This window comes from Amycolatopsis rhabdoformis, from assembly GCF_035918295.1.
Classification (GTDB): Bacteria; Actinomycetota; Actinomycetes; order Mycobacteriales; family Pseudonocardiaceae; genus Amycolatopsis; species Amycolatopsis rhabdoformis.
Genome location: NZ_CP142149.1, coordinates 2,860,509 through 2,877,593, shown reverse-complemented (window position 1 = coordinate 2,877,593; position 17,085 = coordinate 2,860,509). Strand labels below are relative to the sequence as shown.

At 72.5% G+C, this 17,085-nt stretch carries 18 protein-coding genes; 12 read left to right on the top strand and 6 right to left on the bottom strand.

What is annotated here, in order from left to right:
• Positions 1-6: 6 nt before the first annotated feature.
• From VSH64_RS12965 to VSH64_RS12955, 3 genes are read left to right on the top strand one after another with little or no spacing between them, the layout of a single operon-like run.
• The gene (locus VSH64_RS12965) at positions 7-612 is read left to right on the top strand and encodes a TetR/AcrR family transcriptional regulator (RefSeq protein ID WP_326835823.1); all 606 of its coding nucleotides are present in this window, start codon (positions 7-9) and stop codon (positions 610-612) included.
• On the top strand, positions 596-2,212 hold the full coding sequence (locus tag VSH64_RS12960; RefSeq protein ID WP_326835822.1) for an acyl-CoA dehydrogenase family protein: 1,617 nt from the start codon (positions 596-598) through the stop codon (positions 2,210-2,212). Before VSH64_RS12965 ends, VSH64_RS12960 begins: the two co-directional genes overlap by 17 nt.
• A gap of 40 nt (positions 2,213-2,252) precedes the next feature.
• The gene (locus VSH64_RS12955) at positions 2,253-2,897 is read left to right on the top strand and encodes a class I SAM-dependent methyltransferase (RefSeq protein WP_326835821.1); all 645 of its coding nucleotides are present in this window, start codon (positions 2,253-2,255) and stop codon (positions 2,895-2,897) included.
• 1 nt (position 2,898) lies between these two features.
• On the opposite strand, the gene VSH64_RS12950 is transcribed toward VSH64_RS12955, so the two are convergent.
• On the bottom strand, positions 2,899-3,645 hold the full coding sequence (locus VSH64_RS12950) for an NAD(P)-binding domain-containing protein (protein WP_326835820.1): 747 nt from the start codon (positions 3,643-3,645) through the stop codon (positions 2,899-2,901).
• A 117-nt stretch (positions 3,646-3,762) separates the two neighbouring features.
• Here VSH64_RS12950 and VSH64_RS12945 point away from each other — a divergent pair, with 117 nt between their 5' ends.
• A complete protein-coding gene (locus VSH64_RS12945) occupies positions 3,763-4,545 on the top strand; it encodes an SDR family NAD(P)-dependent oxidoreductase (protein WP_326835819.1) in 783 nt (260 codons plus the stop codon).
• On the opposite strand, the gene VSH64_RS12940 is transcribed toward VSH64_RS12945, so the two are convergent.
• Entirely contained in the window at positions 4,542-5,186 is a 645-nt protein-coding gene (locus VSH64_RS12940; protein WP_326835818.1) for an SWIM zinc finger family protein, read from the bottom strand. The two genes, VSH64_RS12945 and VSH64_RS12940, sit on opposite strands and share 4 nt — an antisense overlap.
• The gene (locus VSH64_RS12935) at positions 5,183-7,540 is read right to left on the bottom strand and encodes a DEAD/DEAH box helicase (RefSeq protein ID WP_407655683.1); all 2,358 of its coding nucleotides are present in this window, start codon (positions 7,538-7,540) and stop codon (positions 5,183-5,185) included. The genes VSH64_RS12940 and VSH64_RS12935 overlap by 4 nt, the downstream gene beginning before the upstream one ends.
• Positions 7,541-7,790: 250 nt before the next feature.
• Here VSH64_RS12935 and VSH64_RS12930 point away from each other — a divergent pair, with 250 nt between their 5' ends.
• The 5 genes from VSH64_RS12930 (at position 7,791) to VSH64_RS12910 (ending at position 11,740) form a co-directional block, all read left to right on the top strand.
• The gene (locus VSH64_RS12930; protein ID WP_326835816.1) at positions 7,791-8,561 is read left to right on the top strand and encodes a TetR/AcrR family transcriptional regulator; all 771 of its coding nucleotides are present in this window, start codon (positions 7,791-7,793) and stop codon (positions 8,559-8,561) included.
• Between the two features lie 110 nt (positions 8,562-8,671).
• A complete protein-coding gene (locus tag VSH64_RS12925) occupies positions 8,672-10,093 on the top strand; it encodes an RNA polymerase sigma factor (protein WP_326835815.1) in 1,422 nt (473 codons plus the stop codon).
• A complete protein-coding gene (locus tag VSH64_RS12920) occupies positions 10,090-10,896 on the top strand; it encodes an alpha/beta fold hydrolase (RefSeq protein ID WP_326835814.1) in 807 nt (268 codons plus the stop codon). The genes VSH64_RS12925 and VSH64_RS12920 overlap by 4 nt, the downstream gene beginning before the upstream one ends.
• 10 nt (positions 10,897-10,906) lie before the next feature.
• Entirely contained in the window at positions 10,907-11,227 is a 321-nt protein-coding gene (locus VSH64_RS12915) for a YciI family protein (protein WP_326835813.1), read from the top strand.
• 24 nt (positions 11,228-11,251) lie between these two features.
• The gene (locus tag VSH64_RS12910; RefSeq protein ID WP_326835812.1) at positions 11,252-11,740 is read left to right on the top strand and encodes a GyrI-like domain-containing protein; all 489 of its coding nucleotides are present in this window, start codon (positions 11,252-11,254) and stop codon (positions 11,738-11,740) included.
• Between the two features lie 133 nt (positions 11,741-11,873).
• Here VSH64_RS12910 and VSH64_RS12905 read toward each other — a convergent pair whose 3' ends face one another.
• Together VSH64_RS12905 and VSH64_RS12900 are read right to left on the bottom strand one after the other, a co-directional pair.
• Positions 11,874-12,353: an anthrone oxygenase family protein gene (locus tag VSH64_RS12905; RefSeq protein WP_326835811.1), complete on the bottom strand. Its 480-nt coding sequence runs from the start codon at positions 12,351-12,353 to the stop codon at positions 11,874-11,876.
• A gap of 189 nt (positions 12,354-12,542) precedes the next feature.
• Positions 12,543-13,160, bottom strand: coding sequence for a ClpP family protease (locus VSH64_RS12900; protein WP_326835810.1), 618 nt, complete (start codon positions 13,158-13,160; stop codon positions 12,543-12,545).
• Positions 13,161-13,353: 193 nt separating this feature from the next.
• Here VSH64_RS12900 and VSH64_RS12895 point away from each other — a divergent pair, with 193 nt between their 5' ends.
• The 3 genes from VSH64_RS12895 (at position 13,354) to VSH64_RS12885 (ending at position 15,599) form a co-directional block, all read left to right on the top strand.
• Entirely contained in the window at positions 13,354-13,866 is a 513-nt protein-coding gene (locus VSH64_RS12895) for a MarR family winged helix-turn-helix transcriptional regulator (protein WP_326835809.1), read from the top strand.
• 65 nt (positions 13,867-13,931) lie between these two features.
• On the top strand, positions 13,932-14,774 hold the full coding sequence (locus VSH64_RS12890) for a TIGR03621 family F420-dependent LLM class oxidoreductase (RefSeq protein ID WP_326835808.1): 843 nt from the start codon (positions 13,932-13,934) through the stop codon (positions 14,772-14,774).
• A gap of 78 nt (positions 14,775-14,852) precedes the next feature.
• Entirely contained in the window at positions 14,853-15,599 is a 747-nt protein-coding gene (locus tag VSH64_RS12885; RefSeq protein WP_326835807.1) for a hypothetical protein, read from the top strand.
• 6 nt (positions 15,600-15,605) lie between these two features.
• Here the strand turns inward: VSH64_RS12885 and VSH64_RS12880 are convergent, their stop codons facing one another.
• Positions 15,606-17,039 (bottom strand): selenium-binding protein SBP56-related protein, encoded by a 1,434-nt coding sequence (locus VSH64_RS12880; protein WP_326835806.1) that lies wholly within the window; start codon positions 17,037-17,039, stop codon positions 15,606-15,608.
• Positions 17,040-17,085: the final 46 nt, after the last annotated feature.

The following is a 17,085-nucleotide window of genomic DNA, read 5'->3' as shown; positions in this document are numbered from 1 at the left end:
CTTGACGTGCCCTACCGTCGGACCCCCAAGGTGCAGGAGCGCCTCGACGCGCTGCGTGACGCGATCGTCGCGGCCGCCGTCGAGCAGCTGGCCGAGCACGGGTATGCGGGGTGTTCGGTGGCTGCGGTCGCGGAGCGCGCCGGGGTGGCGGTGGGCACGGTGTACCGCCACTTCCCCACCAAGGCCGAGCTGGTGGTGCGGGTGTTCCGCCAGGTGGTGACGCGTGAGGTCGAGGCGGTGCGCGCGGCGTCGGCGGGTCCGGGTGAGCCGGCGGAGCGGGTGGCGGCGGTGTTCGAGACGTTCGCGGCGCGGGCGTTGAAGGCGCCGCGGCTGGCGTATGCGCTGCTGGCGGAGCCGGTGGACGCGTTGATCGACGCGGAGCGGCTGGAGTTCCGGCGGGCGTTCCGGGATGTGGTGGCCGAGCACGTTGCGGCCGGGGTGAAGTCGGGTGTGTTGCCCGCTCAGGATGCGGTGTTGACGGCGGCGGCGCTGGTGGGTGCCGCGGCCGAGGTGTTGATCGGGCCGCTTCGGGGCGGTGCGGTGAGTGATGTCGTCGAGTTGCGGACGTTCGTCGTCCGGTCTTTGGGAGGTTCCGATGTCCGCCACGCATGAGGTCACGAACCAGGTGCCGCCGTTGGTCTACGACGTCGCGCGGGATCCGGCGTTGCTGGAGTCGCTGGAGCGCGCGGACGCGGGCTGGGCGGCCGAGGAGGTGCACGAGCTGGGCCGGCTGGCCGGTGGTGAGCAGGCCCAGGAGTGGGGCCGGATCGTGAACGAGAACGAGCCGGTGCTGCGCACGCACGACCGGTACGGGCACCGGATCGACGAGGTGGATTTCCACCCGTACTGGCACGAGCTGATGAAGGTCGCGGTGTCGCACGGGTTGCAGGGTGCGCCGTGGCGGGACGAGCGGGTGGGGGCGCATGCCGCGCGGGCGGCGAAGATGTACGTGTGGGGGCAGGTCGAGGCGGGGCACACGTGCCCGATTTCGATGACGTACGCGGCGGTTCCGGCGTTGCGGGCGAATGCGGAGCTGGCGCAGCGGTATGAGCCGTTGCTGGCGGCGACGGAGTACGACTTCGGGTTGCGGGAGCCGAGCACGAAGCGCGGGCTGATCGCGGGCATGTCGATGACGGAGAAGCAGGGTGGCTCCGACGTGCGGGCCAACACGACCACGGCGACGCCGGTGGCGGATGGCAGCTACCGGTTGGTGGGCCACAAGTGGTTCACGTCGGCGCCGATGTCGGATCTGTTCCTCACGTTGGCGCAGGCGCCGGGTGGGCTGTCGTGTTTCCTGCTCCCCCGTGTGCTGCCGGACGGGAGCCGGAACGGGATCCGGTTGCAGCGGTTGAAGGACAAGCTGGGCAACCGGTCGAACGCGTCGTCGGAGATCGAGTACGAGGACGCGGTGGGCTGGCTCGTCGGTGAAGAGGGCCGCGGGGTGCGCACGATCATCGAGATGGTGAACAACACGCGGCTCGACTGCGCGCTGGGCAGTGCGTCGGGGATGCGGCTGGGTGCGGTGCGGGCGGTGCACCACGCGACGCACCGGTACGCGTTCGGGAAGGCGCTGGTGGATCAGCCGTTGATGGCGAACGTGCTGGCGGATCTGGTGGTGGAGTCCGACGCGGCGGCGACGGTGGCGATGCGGCTGGCGGCGGCGGGTGATCGGCCGGGTGACGCTCAGGAGCAGGCGTTCCGGCGGCTGGGGCTGGCGGTCACGAAGTACTGGGTGTGCAAGCGGGCGCCGGCGCACGCGGCGGAGGCGCTGGAGTGTTTCGGGGGCAACGGGTACGTGGAGGATTCGGGGATGCCTCGGCTGTACCGGGAGGCGCCGTTGATGTCCATTTGGGAGGGTTCGGGCAACGTGGCGGCGCTGGACGCGTTGCGGGCGATGGGCCGGCAGCCGGAGTCGATGGCGGCGTTCTTCGGTGAGGTGGAGCTGGCCGCGGGTGCGGACGCGCGGCTGGACGACGCCGTGGACCGGGTGAAGAAGGATCTGTCGGATCCGGCGGATCTGGAGTTCCGGGCGCGTCGGGTGGTGGAGTCGATGGCGTTGGTGCTGCAGGGTTCGCTGCTGGTGCGCCACGGTGATCAGGCGGTGGCGGACGCGTTCTGCGCGTCGCGGTTCGCCGGTGACTGGGGCATCGCGTACGGCACGTTGCCGGCGGGCACAGACACGGCGGCGATCATCGAGCGCGCTCGGGTGTAGCGGCGTTTTTTGTCGGGGTGGGGCGCTAGCGTCCGCGGTCATGACCGAATCCGACTTCGTGACCGCCACCCGCACCGCCTACGACACGGTTGCCGGGTCCTATGCCGAGATCCTGAAGGACGCGCTGGCCGAGAGCCCGTGGGACCGGGCGATGCTGGACACGTTCGCCGAGCTGGTCGGCGCTGGTGCGCGGGTCGGTGACTTCGGCTGTGGTCCGGGCCGGGTCACGGCGTACCTGGCGGGGCGGGGACTGGACGCGTTCGGGATCGACCTCTCCCCCGGCATGGTCGAGGTCGCGCGGGCGGCGCATCCGGAGCTGGAGTTCGAGGTGGGGTCGATGGCCGCGTTGCCGCTGGGCGAGGCGGCGGTGGCGGGTGCGCTGGCGTGGTATTCGCTGATCCACACGCCGCCGGAGCGGTTGCCGGTGCTGGTGGCGGAGCTGGCGCGCGTGCTGGTTCCGGGCGGGCGGTTGCTGACCGGGTTCCAGGTCGGTGCGGAACGCCGGCACCTGACCCAGGGCTACGGCCACGACATCTCCCTCGACGCGTATCGCCTCGACCCCGACTACATCGCCGGGTTGCTGACGGATGCGGGGCTCACCGTGGAGGCGCGGCTGACCCGTGCGCCGGACGGGCGGTTCGAGAAGACTCCTCAGGCGTGTCTGCTGGCACGCAAGGAAAGCTGAGTCAGCCGCCGAGCCGGGCGTGTATCGCGTCGAGGGCGCGGCGCACGGTGTCGGGCACGCCGTGGTGGCGCAGGTCGGTCAGCAGTTGTTCGTTGAGCCCGCCCGGGGTGGTGTGTTCGCCGGCGAGGTCGGTCAGGGACTCGGTGGCCAGCGACTGGCCGACCTGCGCGTAGAGGTGCCGCACGTAGGTTTCGGCGGTGTCGGGTGCGACGCCGTGGGCGGTGAGCCAGCCGGTGATCGTGGTGAGGTAGTCGAGGTGGGCGGCGAAGGTGGTCGTCGCGGTGGTGAGGGCGTCGAACATCGGCTCGTCGGCGGCCACGATCACCCCGCCGAGCGGTTCGAACAGCTCGCGGGCGGCGGCGTGGTCGGGGAACAGGGCGGTGCGGCTCTGCCGGTGGGCGGCCTGCGGCATCGGGATGGTCCGCACCACGTGTGCGGCCGGTGCGGTCCAGTCCTGCAGCTTGGTCAGGGACACGCCCGCCACGGCGCAGAGGACCACGTGGTCCGGCCGGAATCGCAGGTCCGCCAGGACGTCGCGCGTGATCGACGCCCCGACGGCGAGCACCACCACGGAGGCGGCGTCGGCCACGGCCTGATTGGTCGGGCAGACCGTGACGTTCGGGAACCGGTCGGCCAGCTCCTGCCCCACCTGCCGGCCGCGCGGTGACAGGAACACTTCCGCACCGCCGTCGAGCCCTTCGACGATCGCCTTCGTGATCCTCCCGGCTCCGATGAACCCGTACGCCATTGTTCTGCCCTCCTGGTGCGGACCTCGGTGATCGAGCGGCTTCGCCGGGTCACCTCTGGCACGATTGCGGCACACCCTCGGCTCGAGCCGGCACTGGGGCCAACCCTACGGAGGACCATGACTCGCCTGAAGGATCGCCGGATTTTCGTGACGGGCGCCGGGTCCGGGATCGGGCGCGCGACGACGCTGCGGCTGCTCGAAGAAGGCGCCCGCGTCGTTGCCACGGACGTGTCGGCCGAGGGCATCGCGGGTACCGCGGAGCTGGCCGAGGACCCGAGGCTGGAGACGTTCGCGATGGACGTCGCCGACGAGCAGTCGGTGGTGAAGGGCACGAAGGCGGCGGTCGAGCACCTCGGCGGTCTCGACGTGCTGGTGAACGCGGCCGGGATCCTGCAGGCCTCGCACACGCACGAGACGTCGCTGGAGTTCTGGAACCGGATCGTCGCGGTGAACCTCACCGGCACGTTCCTGGTCACGCGGGAGGCGTTGCCGGCGCTGATCGAGGCCGGGAAGAGCGTGGTGATCAACTTCAGCTCGACGTCGGCGGCGTTCGCGCACCCCTACATGGCGGCGTACGCGGCGAGCAAGGGCGGGATCCAGGCGTTCACGCACTCGCTGGCGCTGGAGTACAGCAAGCAGGGTGTGCGTGCGGTCAGTGTGGCGCCGGGCAGTGTGAAGAGCGGTATCACGGACAACGCGGGCACGTGGATGCCGGAGAACGTGGACTGGGCGCTGTTCGGGAAGCTGCTGCCGATCCTGCCGACCGGGCTCGCGACGCCGGTCGGCAACCCGGTGGGGCGGCCGGAGTCGGTGGCGGGTGTGGTGGCGATGCTGGCGTCCGACGACGGCGAGTTCATCACCGGCACCGAGATCCGCATCGACGGCGGCACGCACGCCTAGCGCGGCACCGGGCTGAAGTCGGCGAGATCGGGCAGCGGCGGCACCGCCCGCGCGTACGCGTCGGCCGCGAGGATTCCTTCGACCGGGCGGGCGGTGCGCTCCCCCAGCTCGTGGAGGATCTCGCGTTCGGTGCGGCCGCGGGCGAGCAGCAGCACGAAGGGGTCGGCGTCGAGCAGCCACGACACCTGGAACGACAGCGCGGCCGCGTGCCGGCACGGCAGCTCGAACCCCGGGCACTCGCACTCCGGGTCGAGATCGCCGATGCCCGGCAGCAGCGGCACGTCGTCGGCCAGCTCGGGCGGCAGGTGGCGGTCGAGCAGCGCGGCGAGGTTCCCGGCCCGGTCGGCGGCGCGGCCGATCAGCCGCTCCCAGTCCGCTGTGGACAGTTCTGCCAAGTGCACGCTGGTGCGGAACGGTCCGCCGTCCACATCGTCCACCGTGGCAGCGATCCGGCCCGGGCTCACACTGATCGGCCCGACCAGGCCCGCCACGGCGTAGCGGCGGCCGCGGCGCAGCTGCCGCAGGTCGAGCGCGGTGTCCTCCATCGCGCGCAGCCACGCCCGGCCCCACCACGTGCGGGCGAACGGGCCGCGGCCTTCGCGCGCGGGGAACGCCGGGAACCCCTGGACCCGGTCGGTCACGGATGCCTCCTCAGCGCCACGAGCTCGGCGAGCTCGGTGTCCGTCAGCTCGGTCAAGGCCGCTTCTCCCCCGGTCAACACGGCGTCGGCGAGCGCGCGTTTCTCCCGCAGCAGCGCGGCGATCCGGTCCTCCACCGTGCCCTCGGCCACGAGCCGGTGCACCTGCACCGGCCGGGTCTGCCCGATCCGGTACGCGCGGTCGGTCGCCTGGTCCTCGACGGCCGGGTTCCACCACCGGTCGTAGTGCACGACGTGGTCGGCGCGGGTGAGCGTGAGCCCGGTGCCCGCGGCTTTGAGCGACAGCAGGAACACGGGCACGGCCCCGTCCTGGAACCGGCGCACCAGCTCCTCGCGCTTCGCGACCGGGGTGCCGCCGTGGAGGAACTGGCTCGGGATGCCGCGGCTGTCCAGGTGCCGCTGCAGCAGCCGGGCCATCACCACGTACTGGGTGAACACCAGCACCGCGCCGTCCTCGGTGAGGATCGTGTCGAGCAGCTCGTCGAGCAGGTCGAGCTTGCCCGACCGCCCGGCCAGCACCGCGTCGTCGCCTTCGGCCAGGTAGTGGGCCGGGTGGTTGCAGATCTGCTTGAGCGCGGTGAGCAGCTTCACGATCCGGCCGCGGCGCGCCATCCCGTCGCTCGCCTCGACCTCGGCCAGCAGCTCCCGCACCGCAGCCTCGTACAGCGCGGCCTGCTCGGTGGTCAGCGCCACGGGCCGGTCGGTCTCGGTCTTGGCGGGCAGCTCGGGCGCGATGCCCGGGTCGGATTTGCGCCGCCGCAACAGGAACGGCCGCAGCAGGCGCGCGAGCCGTTCGGCGGCCGCCGGATCGCCCGCCTCGACGGGTTTCGCCCAGCGGGCCCGGAACTCGGTGAGCGTGCCGAGCAGGCCCGGGGTGGTCCAGTCCAGGATCGCCCACAGCTCGGACAGCGTGTTCTCCACCGGCGTGCCCGTGAGCGCCACCCGCGCGGCCCCCTTCAGGGTGCGCAACGCCTTCGCTGTGCCCGAGCGGTGGTTCTTCACGTGCTGCGCCTCGTCGGCCACCACCACGTCCCACGCCACGGCGGCCAGCGGCGCCGGATCCGCGCGCAGCGTGCCGTACGTGGTGAGCACGAACCCGTCGAGATCATCGAGCGATCGGGCACCGCCGTGGAAGCGCCGCACCGCGGTACCGGGAGCGAACCGGCGGATCTCGGCCTCCCACGTACCCAGCAGCGACGCCGGGCAGACCACGAGCGTCGGGCCGGCGCCGCGGTGCAGGTGCAGGGCGATGAGGGTGAGCGTCTTGCCCAGACCCATGTCGTCGGCCAGGCAGCCGCCCAGGCCGAGCGAGGTGACGGTGTCGAGCCAGTGCAGGCCGCGCAGCTGGTAGTCGCGCAGGGTCGCGGTGAGCCCGGCCGGCTGGGGCGCCGGGGCCGGCAGCTCGGCCAGGCGCGTGCGCAGCGAGGCGAGCCAGCCGTCGGTGACGATCTCGACCTCGGCGCCGTCCACTTCGGTCGTTCCGGCGAGCACGGCCGCCAGCGCGTCGACCGGCGTGAGGGGTTTCAGGGCCCGCTCCCGCGCGCGGGCCGCGGACGCCGGATCCAGCAGCACCCACCGGTCCCGCAGCCGCACCACGGGCCGGCGCGCTTCGGCGAGCACGTCCAGCTCGGCGCCCGACAGCTGCGCACCACCGAGCGCGAGCTGCCAGTCGAGCTCCAGGGACCGGCCGCCGCCGAAGAACCCCGCCACGTCGTCGGGTGCGGCGCCGGGCCGCACGACCGCGCGGGCGGTGAGGCCGGCCAGCTCGGCGGGCCAGTGCACGGCCACGCCCAGCTCGGCCAGCCGGGCCGCGGCGTCGCCGAGCAGTTCGCGGATGTCGTCGTCGCGCAAGCCGACCTCGGCGGGTACGGGCGCGGCCAGCAATGGCGCGAGCGGTGGCCAAACCTGCGCGCACCGGCGCAGCACGAGCAGAACCTCGTGGCGGGTCGCCTCCGCGCCCGAACGCCAGAGCTGCTCGGCGTCCACGAGCGTGTCACCGTGCACCTGCACCACGGCCCGGAAGCGGCCGTCTTCGAGATCGTCGGGTTCCAAGCGCAACGACACGCGCGTGGCCGCGGCCAGGCCGGCGACGTCACGCAGGAACCGCAGCAGCAACGGGAACGGCTCGGGCAGCCGCGCCGGGTCACCCGGGAGCGGGGTGGCGTGCGCGTGGGGCGGCATCGCGTCGGCGAGGCGGCGCAGCCACTGCTCCTCTTCCGGCTCGAGCGGTCCCGTCCACCCGGCCTCGGCCAGGCGCGTGCCGGCCTGCACGGCGAGCGACCAGAACGCGGCCGAGGCATCGGTTCCGTGCGTCAGCAGCTCCAGTGCGTCCGCGATCGGGACGCGCCGAGCGGGCACCGTGCGCGGACCGTCGGGCAGCACCACGTCGAGCGACCCGAGCTGTCCGGGGCCGGCTGGGTCCGTGCCGTCCGGGCGCCAGAACACGGCACACCCCGGCTCGACCGCCACAGCGCTCGTCAAAGTGTTCGGCGGTGCGCTCCCCACGACTCCCCTTCCCGTCGGTCTCGTACGCCGTCCGCCGACATTACCAGAATTCTGTACGACGTACGACGAAATGCAGGGCAGAATGACGCGGATGAGCACGGAGCACACCGGCGGCGGCGACCCGCGGCGCACCATCGAGCTGCTGTGGGGCGTGCCAGGACCCCCGCGGCGCGGGCCGAAACCCAAGCTCACCGTGGCCGACGTCGTGGCCACCGCCACCCGGCTCGCCGACGCCGACGGACTCGAAGCCGTGACCATGCGCCGGGTCGCCGACGAGCTCGGCGTCGCCCCGATGTCGCTCTACACCTACGTGCCCGGCCACGCCGAACTGCTCGACCTCATGCTCGACGCCGCCCACGGCGAGCTCACCGCCCCGCTGCCCGACACCGGCTGGCGCGACGCGCTCACGGCCGTGGCCGAGGACCTGTGGCGCCTCTACCACCGCCACCCCTGGCTGCTTCAGATCACCACCGGCCGCCCGCCGCTCGGGCCGAACACCTTCGCCAAGTACGAACGCGAACTCACCGCCCTCGATGGACTCGCGCTCGACGACCTGGAACTCGACGCCGTGGTCGGCCTCGTGATCGGGCTCGTGGAAGGCACCGCGCGCGGCTCGATCGAGGCCGCGCGGCTCGCGCGCCGCAGCGGGCTGACCGACGTCGAGTGGTGGGAACGCAGCGCGCCCGTGCTCGCCGGGATCCCCGCGGCCGACCCCGTGAACTTCCCGCGCGCCAGCCGCGTCGGCACCTCGGCCGGCCAGGCGCACGGCGCCGCGTCGAACCCTGAGCACCACTTCCGTTTCGGCCTCGCCCGCATCCTCGACGGGGTGACGCTGCTCGTCGAGCGCCGCTGAACCGCTGGAGACTGTCGGTCCCGCGGTTTAGGTTCGCCCTGGGTGTCGGTTTCGCCGGGGTCCGCTCGTCGAGCGGATATGAGCGAGCCGATACGCGGGAGGGAGCCAGGGTGGTCGAGGGCACTGCGGACGACGGTGCTGCGGGTGACGGCACTGCTGACGGCAGCGCTGCGAACGGCGGCGCAGTCGACAACAGCGCCGCCGACGGCAGGGCGGTCGAGGCCGCGGTCGCGCACGCGTTCCGGGACGAGTGGTCACGCGTGGTGGCCACCCTCATCCGGGTCACGGGCGACTGGGACCTCGCCGAGGAGTGCGCGCAGGACGCCTTCGCCCTCGCCGTGCGCACGTGGCCACGCGACGGCGTGCCCGTGCGGCCCGGCGCCTGGCTCACCACCACCGCCCGCAACCGCGCCGTCGACCGGATCCGCCGCGACGCCGTGGGCGCGGGCAAGCTCCGGGAGGTCGCGCGCATGATCGTCCCCGACGAACCCGCCGGCGCGGTCCCTGACGACGCTTTCCCTGACGACACCGTCACCGACGACCGGTTGCGCCTCATCTTCACCTGCTGCCACCCCGCGCTCGCGGTGGAAGCGCAGGTCGCGCTCGCACTGCGCACCCTCGCCGGGCTCAGCACCGCCGAGATCGCCCGGGCGTTCCTGGTGCCCGAGGCCACGATGTCGCAGCGGCTCGTGCGGGTGAAACGCAAGATCCGCACCGCCGGCATCCCCTACCGCGTGCCGCCGGCGCACCTGCTGCCCGAGCGCACCGCGGCGGTGCTCGGCGTGCTGTACCTGCTGTTCAACGAGGGCTACACCGCCAGCGCCGGCCCCGACCTGCAGCGGCCCGACCTCGCGGCCGAGGCGATCCGGCTGGCGCGGGTGCTGGCGAGCCTCATGCCCGACGAACCCGAGGTCATCGGCCTGCTCGCGCTCCTGCTGCTGCACCACGCCCGCCGCGCCACCCGCGTCGACGGCCACGGCGAGCTGGTGCCCCTCGACGAACAGGACCGCAGCCGCTGGGACACCGCCGCGATCACCGAAGGCACGGCGCTGCTCGAAGCCGCGCTGCGCCGCCGCAGCCCCGGCCCGTACCAGGTGCAGGCCGCGATCGCCGCCTGTCACGCCACCGCCGCCCGTGCCGCCGACACCGACTGGGCCCAGATCACCGGCCTCTACCGCGAGCTGCGCCGGCACCTGCCCACCCCGGTCGTGGAGCTCAACCACGCCGTGGCCGCCGGGATGGCGTTCGGCCCCGGCACCGGGCTCGCGCTCGCCGACGAGCTCACCGCCCGCGGCACCCTCGCCGGCTACCACCTGCTGCCCGCCACCCGAGCCGACTTCCTGCGCCGCCTCGGCCGCGCCGGCGAAGCCCGCACGGCCTACACCGAAGCGCTCGAACTGGCCCGCACCGACTCCGAGCGCGGCTACCTGCGGCGAAGACTCGCCGAAATTCCCGCGACGCAGGTGTCGGTCCCGGCTCCGCCCGTTCGTCGGCTGGACGAACCCACCCGTGAACCGGAAGGACCGCGATGATCACCCAGACCCTGCGCGTACCCGGCGCCGAACTGACCTACGACCTCGACGGCAGCGGCCCCGTGCTGCTGCTCGTGCCCGGCGGCCCCGCCGACGCCACGGCGTTCACCGGGCTGCGCCCGCACCTGACCGACCGCTACACCGTGGTCACCTTCGACCCGCGCGGCCTCTCCCGCAGCCCGATCACCGGCGTACCCGGCGCCGATCTGGTCGGTGAGCACGCCGACGACGTCCACCGGCTGCTCATCGCGCTCGAGCGCGGGCCCGCGCACGTGTTCGCCAACAGCGGCGGCGCGATCACGATGCTCGAGCACACCCGGCGCCACCCCGGCGAGGTCACCACGCTGGTCGCCCACGAACCGCCCGTGAGCCGCTACCTCGGCGAGATGCTCGCCGACTTCCCCGACATCCCGGCGATCTACCGCGAGCACGGCGTCGAAGCCGCGCTCGGCGCGTTCATGGCCGCGTCCGGCTTCGACGTGCCGCCCCCGCCCGCCGCGCCGACGCCCGCGGAAATCGAGCAGGGCAAACGGATGCAGGCCAACTTCGGCTTCTTCTTCGGGCACCTCATGGCCGCCATCGGCACTTGGGAACCCGACCTCGACGCTCTGCGCGCCACCGACACCGAGCTGATCGTCGCCGTCGGCAAGGCCGCTGCCGGCACCCCCGCCCACACCGCCGGGCTCGAACTGGCCCGCGCGCTCGGCCGCGACGCCGTGGAGTTCCCCGGCGACCACGGCGGGTTCGCCGGCGAGCCCGGACCGTTCGCCGCCCGCCTGACCGAAGTCCTCACCCACGCCTAGGAGGCACCGCATGCGCTACCTGCTCATGATCGCCGGCGAAGAACCCACCGAAGAACAGCAGATCGCCGGCTGCGGAGGGTGGACCGACGACCTACTCGCCCGCGGCATGCTCGTCGGCGGCGGAGGCCTGCACCCGCCGGCCACCGCCACCACCGTGCGGGTGCGCGGCGGCGACGTGCTGCTGTCCGACGGGCCGTTCGCCGAGACCAAGGAACAGATCGGCGGCTTCGTGATGATCGACTGCGCCGATCTCGACGAAGCCGTCGAGATCGCCTCCCGCCACCCGGCCGCCGCGTACGGCACCATCGAAGTCCGCCCCATGCTGGGCTGACCGCACCCTCCCGAGGAGAACCCCATGCCGTCCCTGGTGGACCGCGAAAACCAGCCCTATGTCGGCTACCGCGCGACCGTCGGCTTCGCCGGCCTGCCCGAAGTCGCCCACCGCATCGCCGCGCTCGCCGGCGCCCTGGCCGAACGCGGAATCGCCCCGGCCGACGCGCCGTTCTTCCGCTACCTCGTGATCGGCCCGGACATGGCCAGCCTGACGGTGGAAGCCGGCGTGCCCGTCGCCGAACCGGTCGACCTGGGCGAGGAGTACTTCAACGCCGTGGTGCCAGGTGGGAAGTACGCGAAAGCCACCCACCACGGCGCCCCCGACGGCCTCGTCGCGGCGACCGCCGAGCTCCTGGCTTGGGGCAAGGCCGAAGGCGTGCACTGGGACCGCACCGAGGCCGTCGACGGCGAGCACTGGGCCGGCCGCCTGGAGGTCTACCGCACCGACCCCCGCGTGCAGCCGGACGCCACGAAGTGGGAGACCGACCTGTACTTCCGCGTGGCCGACTGAACCTCGGCCGGCGGTACTCGGCGGACTGACCTCGGCCCGCCGCGTACCCCCGGCCGAGGTCGAGACCGGCTTGCGCAGCGCCTTCCAGAGCGGATTCGAAAGCGCCTCGGAGAACTGGCTTCGAGAACGCCCCTCAGCCGGCGTCGCGAACCAGCCACCCGCCGAGCAGGCACACGAACCCGGCCGTCGACACCGCGGCGCGCAGCAGGTTCCACCGCACCCAGCTCGTCTCGAACCGCGCCCGCAGCTCGGCGACCGGCGCCGTGCCGCGGTCCAGCGCGTTGTTCATCGGGATGTTCTTCGCCGCCGAGATCAGGATCATCGCCAGCAGCAACACGAACCCGGCGATCAGCCACGGCAGCGCCCCACCCGCGCCCGCCACCAGGTCCAGCACCAGCGCGGCCGCGGCCAGCAGGGGCGCGCCGAGGAACGTGAGCAGGAACCAGCCGTTCACGATCGCGATGTTGATCTCGCGCATGGCCGTGACGAACGTCTGGTCATCGGCCCGCGCCAGCCCCGGCATCACCGACACCGCGTACGAGTAGAACAGCCCCGCGATCAGCCCCGCCGCCACGATCGCCACCACCAGCACCACTCCGGCCACAGTGGACATCCACCCACGCCCCTCCCGGCCGCAGCCGCACCCGCTCGCCCGCCCACCCGCCAAAACCGGACAATAGCGGATACTTCCCCGGATACTGCCGATTCGCCCCGACCACAGCGGCGAGATCGCGCCGAGCTCCCGGGTGGGGCGGTTCAATCGGCGCCAGCCGATCCGACCGCTCCACCCGGGAGCTCGGCTCTAGGCGATCTCGCCCGCCCCGGCGGAGCCGGGGCCGAAAGCAGAGCCGACAACACAATCCACGAAGCCGTAGGCCAGTGCTTCTTCGGCGTCGAACCAGCGGTCGCGGTCGGCGTCGGCGGTGATGCGTTCCACGGTCTGGCCAGTCTGGGCCGCGGTGAGCTCGGCGATGCGGCGTTTCATCTTCCCGAACACCTCGGCCTGGATCGCGATGTCGGTCGCGGCGCCGGAGATCCCCGCCGAGGGCTGGTGCATCACGATCCGCGTGTTGGGCAGCAGGTGCCGTTTGCCCGGGGTGCCCGAGGAGAGCAGGAACTGTCCCATCGACGCCACGAACCCGAGCCCCCACGTGGCCACGTCGGGTTTCACCAGCTGCATGGTGTCGTAGATCGCCATGCCCGCGGTGACCGAGCCGCCGGGTGAGTTGAGGTAGAAGGTGATGTCCTTTTCGGAATCGTCGGCGGCGAGCAGCAGCAGCTGTGCGGTGATCCGGTTGGCGACCTCGTCGGTCACCTCGGTGCCCAGGAACACGATCCGGTCGCGCAGCAGCTGGTCGTACACCGACTCGTTGGCTTGCCGGCCCGCCAGGTGCAGGTCGGGAACCGCGGTCGACGTCATCGTGTCCTCCTTGATCGTGCGGGTTTTCGTCCGGCTCCGAACGTAGGAGCGCCGAGGGGCTCGTGGGGCGCTCGTTCGCTCACGGCGTGCGGGGTTCGCTCGCGGCGATCACGGCGAGGTAGCTGCGCGAAGCAGCCGCTTCCTGTCGCGACACCGCTCAGGTTCGGCCGGAGGCCGCGGTTACGCTCTGCCCATGCAGAAGACCGGGGACGACCGGGTCCCCACCCTGTTGCGCAGCCGGCCCAGCTGGCTCGTCACCCAGCTCGCCACGCAGGTCACGCGGCTGGTGGGCGAGGCGTTCGACGCCGCGGGCTACCGCCGCTACCACTACGCGCTGCTGGCCGCGCTCCACGAGTTCGGCCCCGCCAGCCAGGCCGCGCTCGCGCGCCGCTGCCGGATCGACCGCAGCTACGTCGTCGAGGCCGTCGGCGAGCTCGCCACCGCCGGCTTCGTGCTGCGCGCCCCCGACCCGGCCGACCGGCGCCGCAACATCGTCACCCTCACCGCCGACGGCCACACCCACCTGGCCGCGATGACGAAGGTTCTCGACGAGGTGCAGCACGAGCTCACCGCGGGCCTGCCGGCAGCCGAACGTGACCAGTTCACCCGTCAGCTCCAGCGGGTACTGGACCACCTGCGTGAATCCACGCGGCCGGTCAGGGCCGCGGATTCGCGCGATCTCGATCAGCCCGACGGATCCCGCTAGCGTGATCGAGGTGTGAGCCGGGCCGTGCCGGCTTCGTCGCCCGTCCGCGTCCGGAGGATCTGCGTATGACCCCGCGCCCGTTCCGCTTCGGAGTCTGCCTGCTCGAACTCGGCACGCGCGAACAGTGGCGCGCCCGCGCCCGTGAGGTGCAGGACCGCGGCTACGAGGTGCTCCAGGTCCCCGACCACCTCGACCTGCCCGCGCCGTTCCCGGCACTGGTCGCCGCAGCCGACGTGACCAGCATCGGCCTGGGCACCTACGGCCTCGACGCCGGCACCCTCAGCCCCGCCCACTTCGCCCGCGACGTGGCCGACCTGCAGCGCCTCACCTTCGGCCGGCTCGAACTGGGCCTGGGCACCGGCTACCGGCCCGTCGAGCCCGCACCCGGCACCCCGCGACCGGACTCCTACGGCGAGCGCCTCACCAAGCTGGAGAAAACCCTCACCACCACCCGCGAGCTCCTCGCCACGGAAGCCGGCGTGCCCGTGCCGCCGATCATGCTGTCCGGCGCCGACGACCGCATGATCGCCCTCGGCGGCCGCGAAGCCGACATCTTCAGCTTCCCCGTCAGAGCCACCGTCGAACCCGGCACCCCGCCCGAGCACGCCTTCGCCCGCCGCGTGCAGATGCTGCGCGAAGCCGCCGGCGACCGCTTCGACGACATCGAGCTGAACCTGTTCGTCGCGGCCGTCGGCGACACCGTCGACGAGGTCGACCTCAGCGCGCTGCGGCAATCCACCGGACTGTCGGACAAGAAGCTCCTGCGACTGCCCGGTGTCCTCGTCGGCTCGCCGCGCCGGATCGCCGAACGGCTCGAGCACTACCGCGAAACGTTCGGCACCACCTACATCAGCGTGCTCGAACCGCACCTGGCCGCGTTCGCCGAAGTCATCAAGCACCTCGACTGACCCGCACCGGTTACCCTTCCCCGGGCAGCACCCGGGGCGGAGTTGGCTCCGTTACCGCTTAAGCGGCAAGATCTCCTCGTGACCCCCGAGCTCGGCCCGACGACCCGCGTCATGCACGCGATGGAACAACTCTGGGCCGAAATCCGCCGCCGGCACCCCGACGTGCCCGACGCCATCCTCGTGCTGGCCTCCGGCACGATGGGCACCACCACCGAGATCCACGGCCACTTCGCCCGCTCCCGCTGGCACGTCGGCCCCGGTGTCGACCCGCGCGCCGAGTTCTTCCTCGGCGCCGAAGGACTGCGCCGCCCTGCCACCGAAATCCTGGCCACCACCCTGCACGAAGCCGCCCACGGCCTCGCCGCCACCCGCGACATCGTCGACGTGAGCGACGGCCGCTACCACAACAAACGCTTCGCCGCCCTCGCCCACGAGCTGGGCGTCCGGGCCGAACAGGCCGACCGCATCGGCTGGTCCGACACCACCGCGCTGCCCGAGACACTCGAGGCCTACGGGCCCGAGCTGCGCCTCCTCGACCGCGCCCTCACCGTCTGGCGGCACACCGAACAGGAAGTCGCGGTCCGCGCCCAGGCCGCGCCGCGTCCGCCCGAAGACCCGGACCGACCCGACGTGATCGAGCCCGCGCCGACGCCGATCGTCATCGCACCGGTCGACGGTCGCGGCGCCCACCGCGGCGGCCCCAACTACGTGGCCGCGATCTGCCGCTGCGACAAACCGCGCCGCATCCGCGCCGCCCAATCGATCCTCGAACTGGGGCCCATCACCTGCAGCCTTTGCCACGAGCCGTTCACCGAAACCGGCTGAGCCACCTCAGCGGAAGCAGTACGAGTCCGACGAAGCGTCGCCGCCCTCGAGCCGGATCTGGTGCGGGCGCAGCCCCCGGAAGTCGTCACCGTGCAGGAAGCACTTGCCGTCGACCCGCAGGCCCCCGCCGGAATCGGGATCGGTCTCGAGCTTCGCCAGCCACGCCCCGACACCCTCGGGGTAGAACTGGTCGTCCCACGCGCCGTAGAGCGAGTTCGTGACGTAGATCCGGCGGCCGTCGCGGCTCACCTCCACCATCTGCGGGGCACCGGAGAGCCGCAGCGACGGCGCGGCCGGATGCGGCACCCGCCCGACGATCCCGCCGAGCCGCACCGAACCCGTCTCCCTCGGATGGGCGGGATCGCTCACGTCGAACTGCTTGAGCTCACCGGTGCCGAAGCACGACACGTAGAGGAACCGGTCGTCCACGCTCAGGCCGATGTCGGTGATCAGCGGAGGCACCGCGCCGAACGGCCGCAACGCCGGTGGCAGGTCAGCCGCATCCGCGGGCTCGGCCGGCACGGTGATCACCTTGTCCACCGCCCAGGTGCCGTCGTCTTCCTGGTGCCAGCGCCAGATCGAAGCCGACAGGTCCTCGGTGGACACCACCACCCCGACGAACCCCCACGTCGCCTCCGGGTCGTGCGACGGGCGCAGCTCCAGCACCATCTGGTACTGCTCGCCGAGGTCGATGCTCTGCTGGTGGCGGCCCTCGGCCAGGTCCCAGAAGTGCAGGCAGTGCCCGTACTTGCCGCCGAGCAGCAGCTCCGGGTCGATCCCGTCCTCGATCATGTCGGGCGTGCCCCACTCGCTGCTGATCAGGGTGTTGCGGCCGAGGTGCCACCACGCGTCGTAGGCCAGGTACTGCGGGCCCCGGTCGGTCTCCCACGCGCGGATCACGTCGAAGGTGTCGTGGTCGAGCAGCGCGATGCCACCCGGGCCACCCGAGCCGTCGCCGGCGCCCAGACACGACAGGTACACCCCGTCCGGGCCGCAGTGCGAGGTGTGCGGCCGCGAGTAGCCGGCCTTCTCGGCCAGCTCCGCCGCGGTCACGGTCTTGTGCAGCACGGGCTGGCGCGGGTCGGCCTGGGTGTCGAACACGTGCACGTTCGACGAGCGCAGGCCCGGCAGCAGCAGGAACCGGCGTCGCAAGCCGTCGGCGTCACCCCCGTGCCCGGCGTGCCCGATCGCGCTGCTGCACGCGTTCCACCCGAAGTGGTGCAGCTCGTCGCCGGTCGTCGGCAGCTCCGACCAGCCGACCACCCGGCCGTAGCTGGCCGAGCCGCGATCGACGTCGACCGTCACCAGCGCGTCCGCTTTCCGGCCCGCGCGGTCGAACGCCACCACGTACGCGAGCGTCTCCGGCGGCGCCGCGACCGCGTCGGCGGGGCTGCGGTAGAAGGTCGGATCCGAGGTCGCCTGCACCGCTTGTCCGGTCATCGCGCTCTCCTTGCCGTGTCCGGTTTCCTCGCGTCAATGTCCCGCT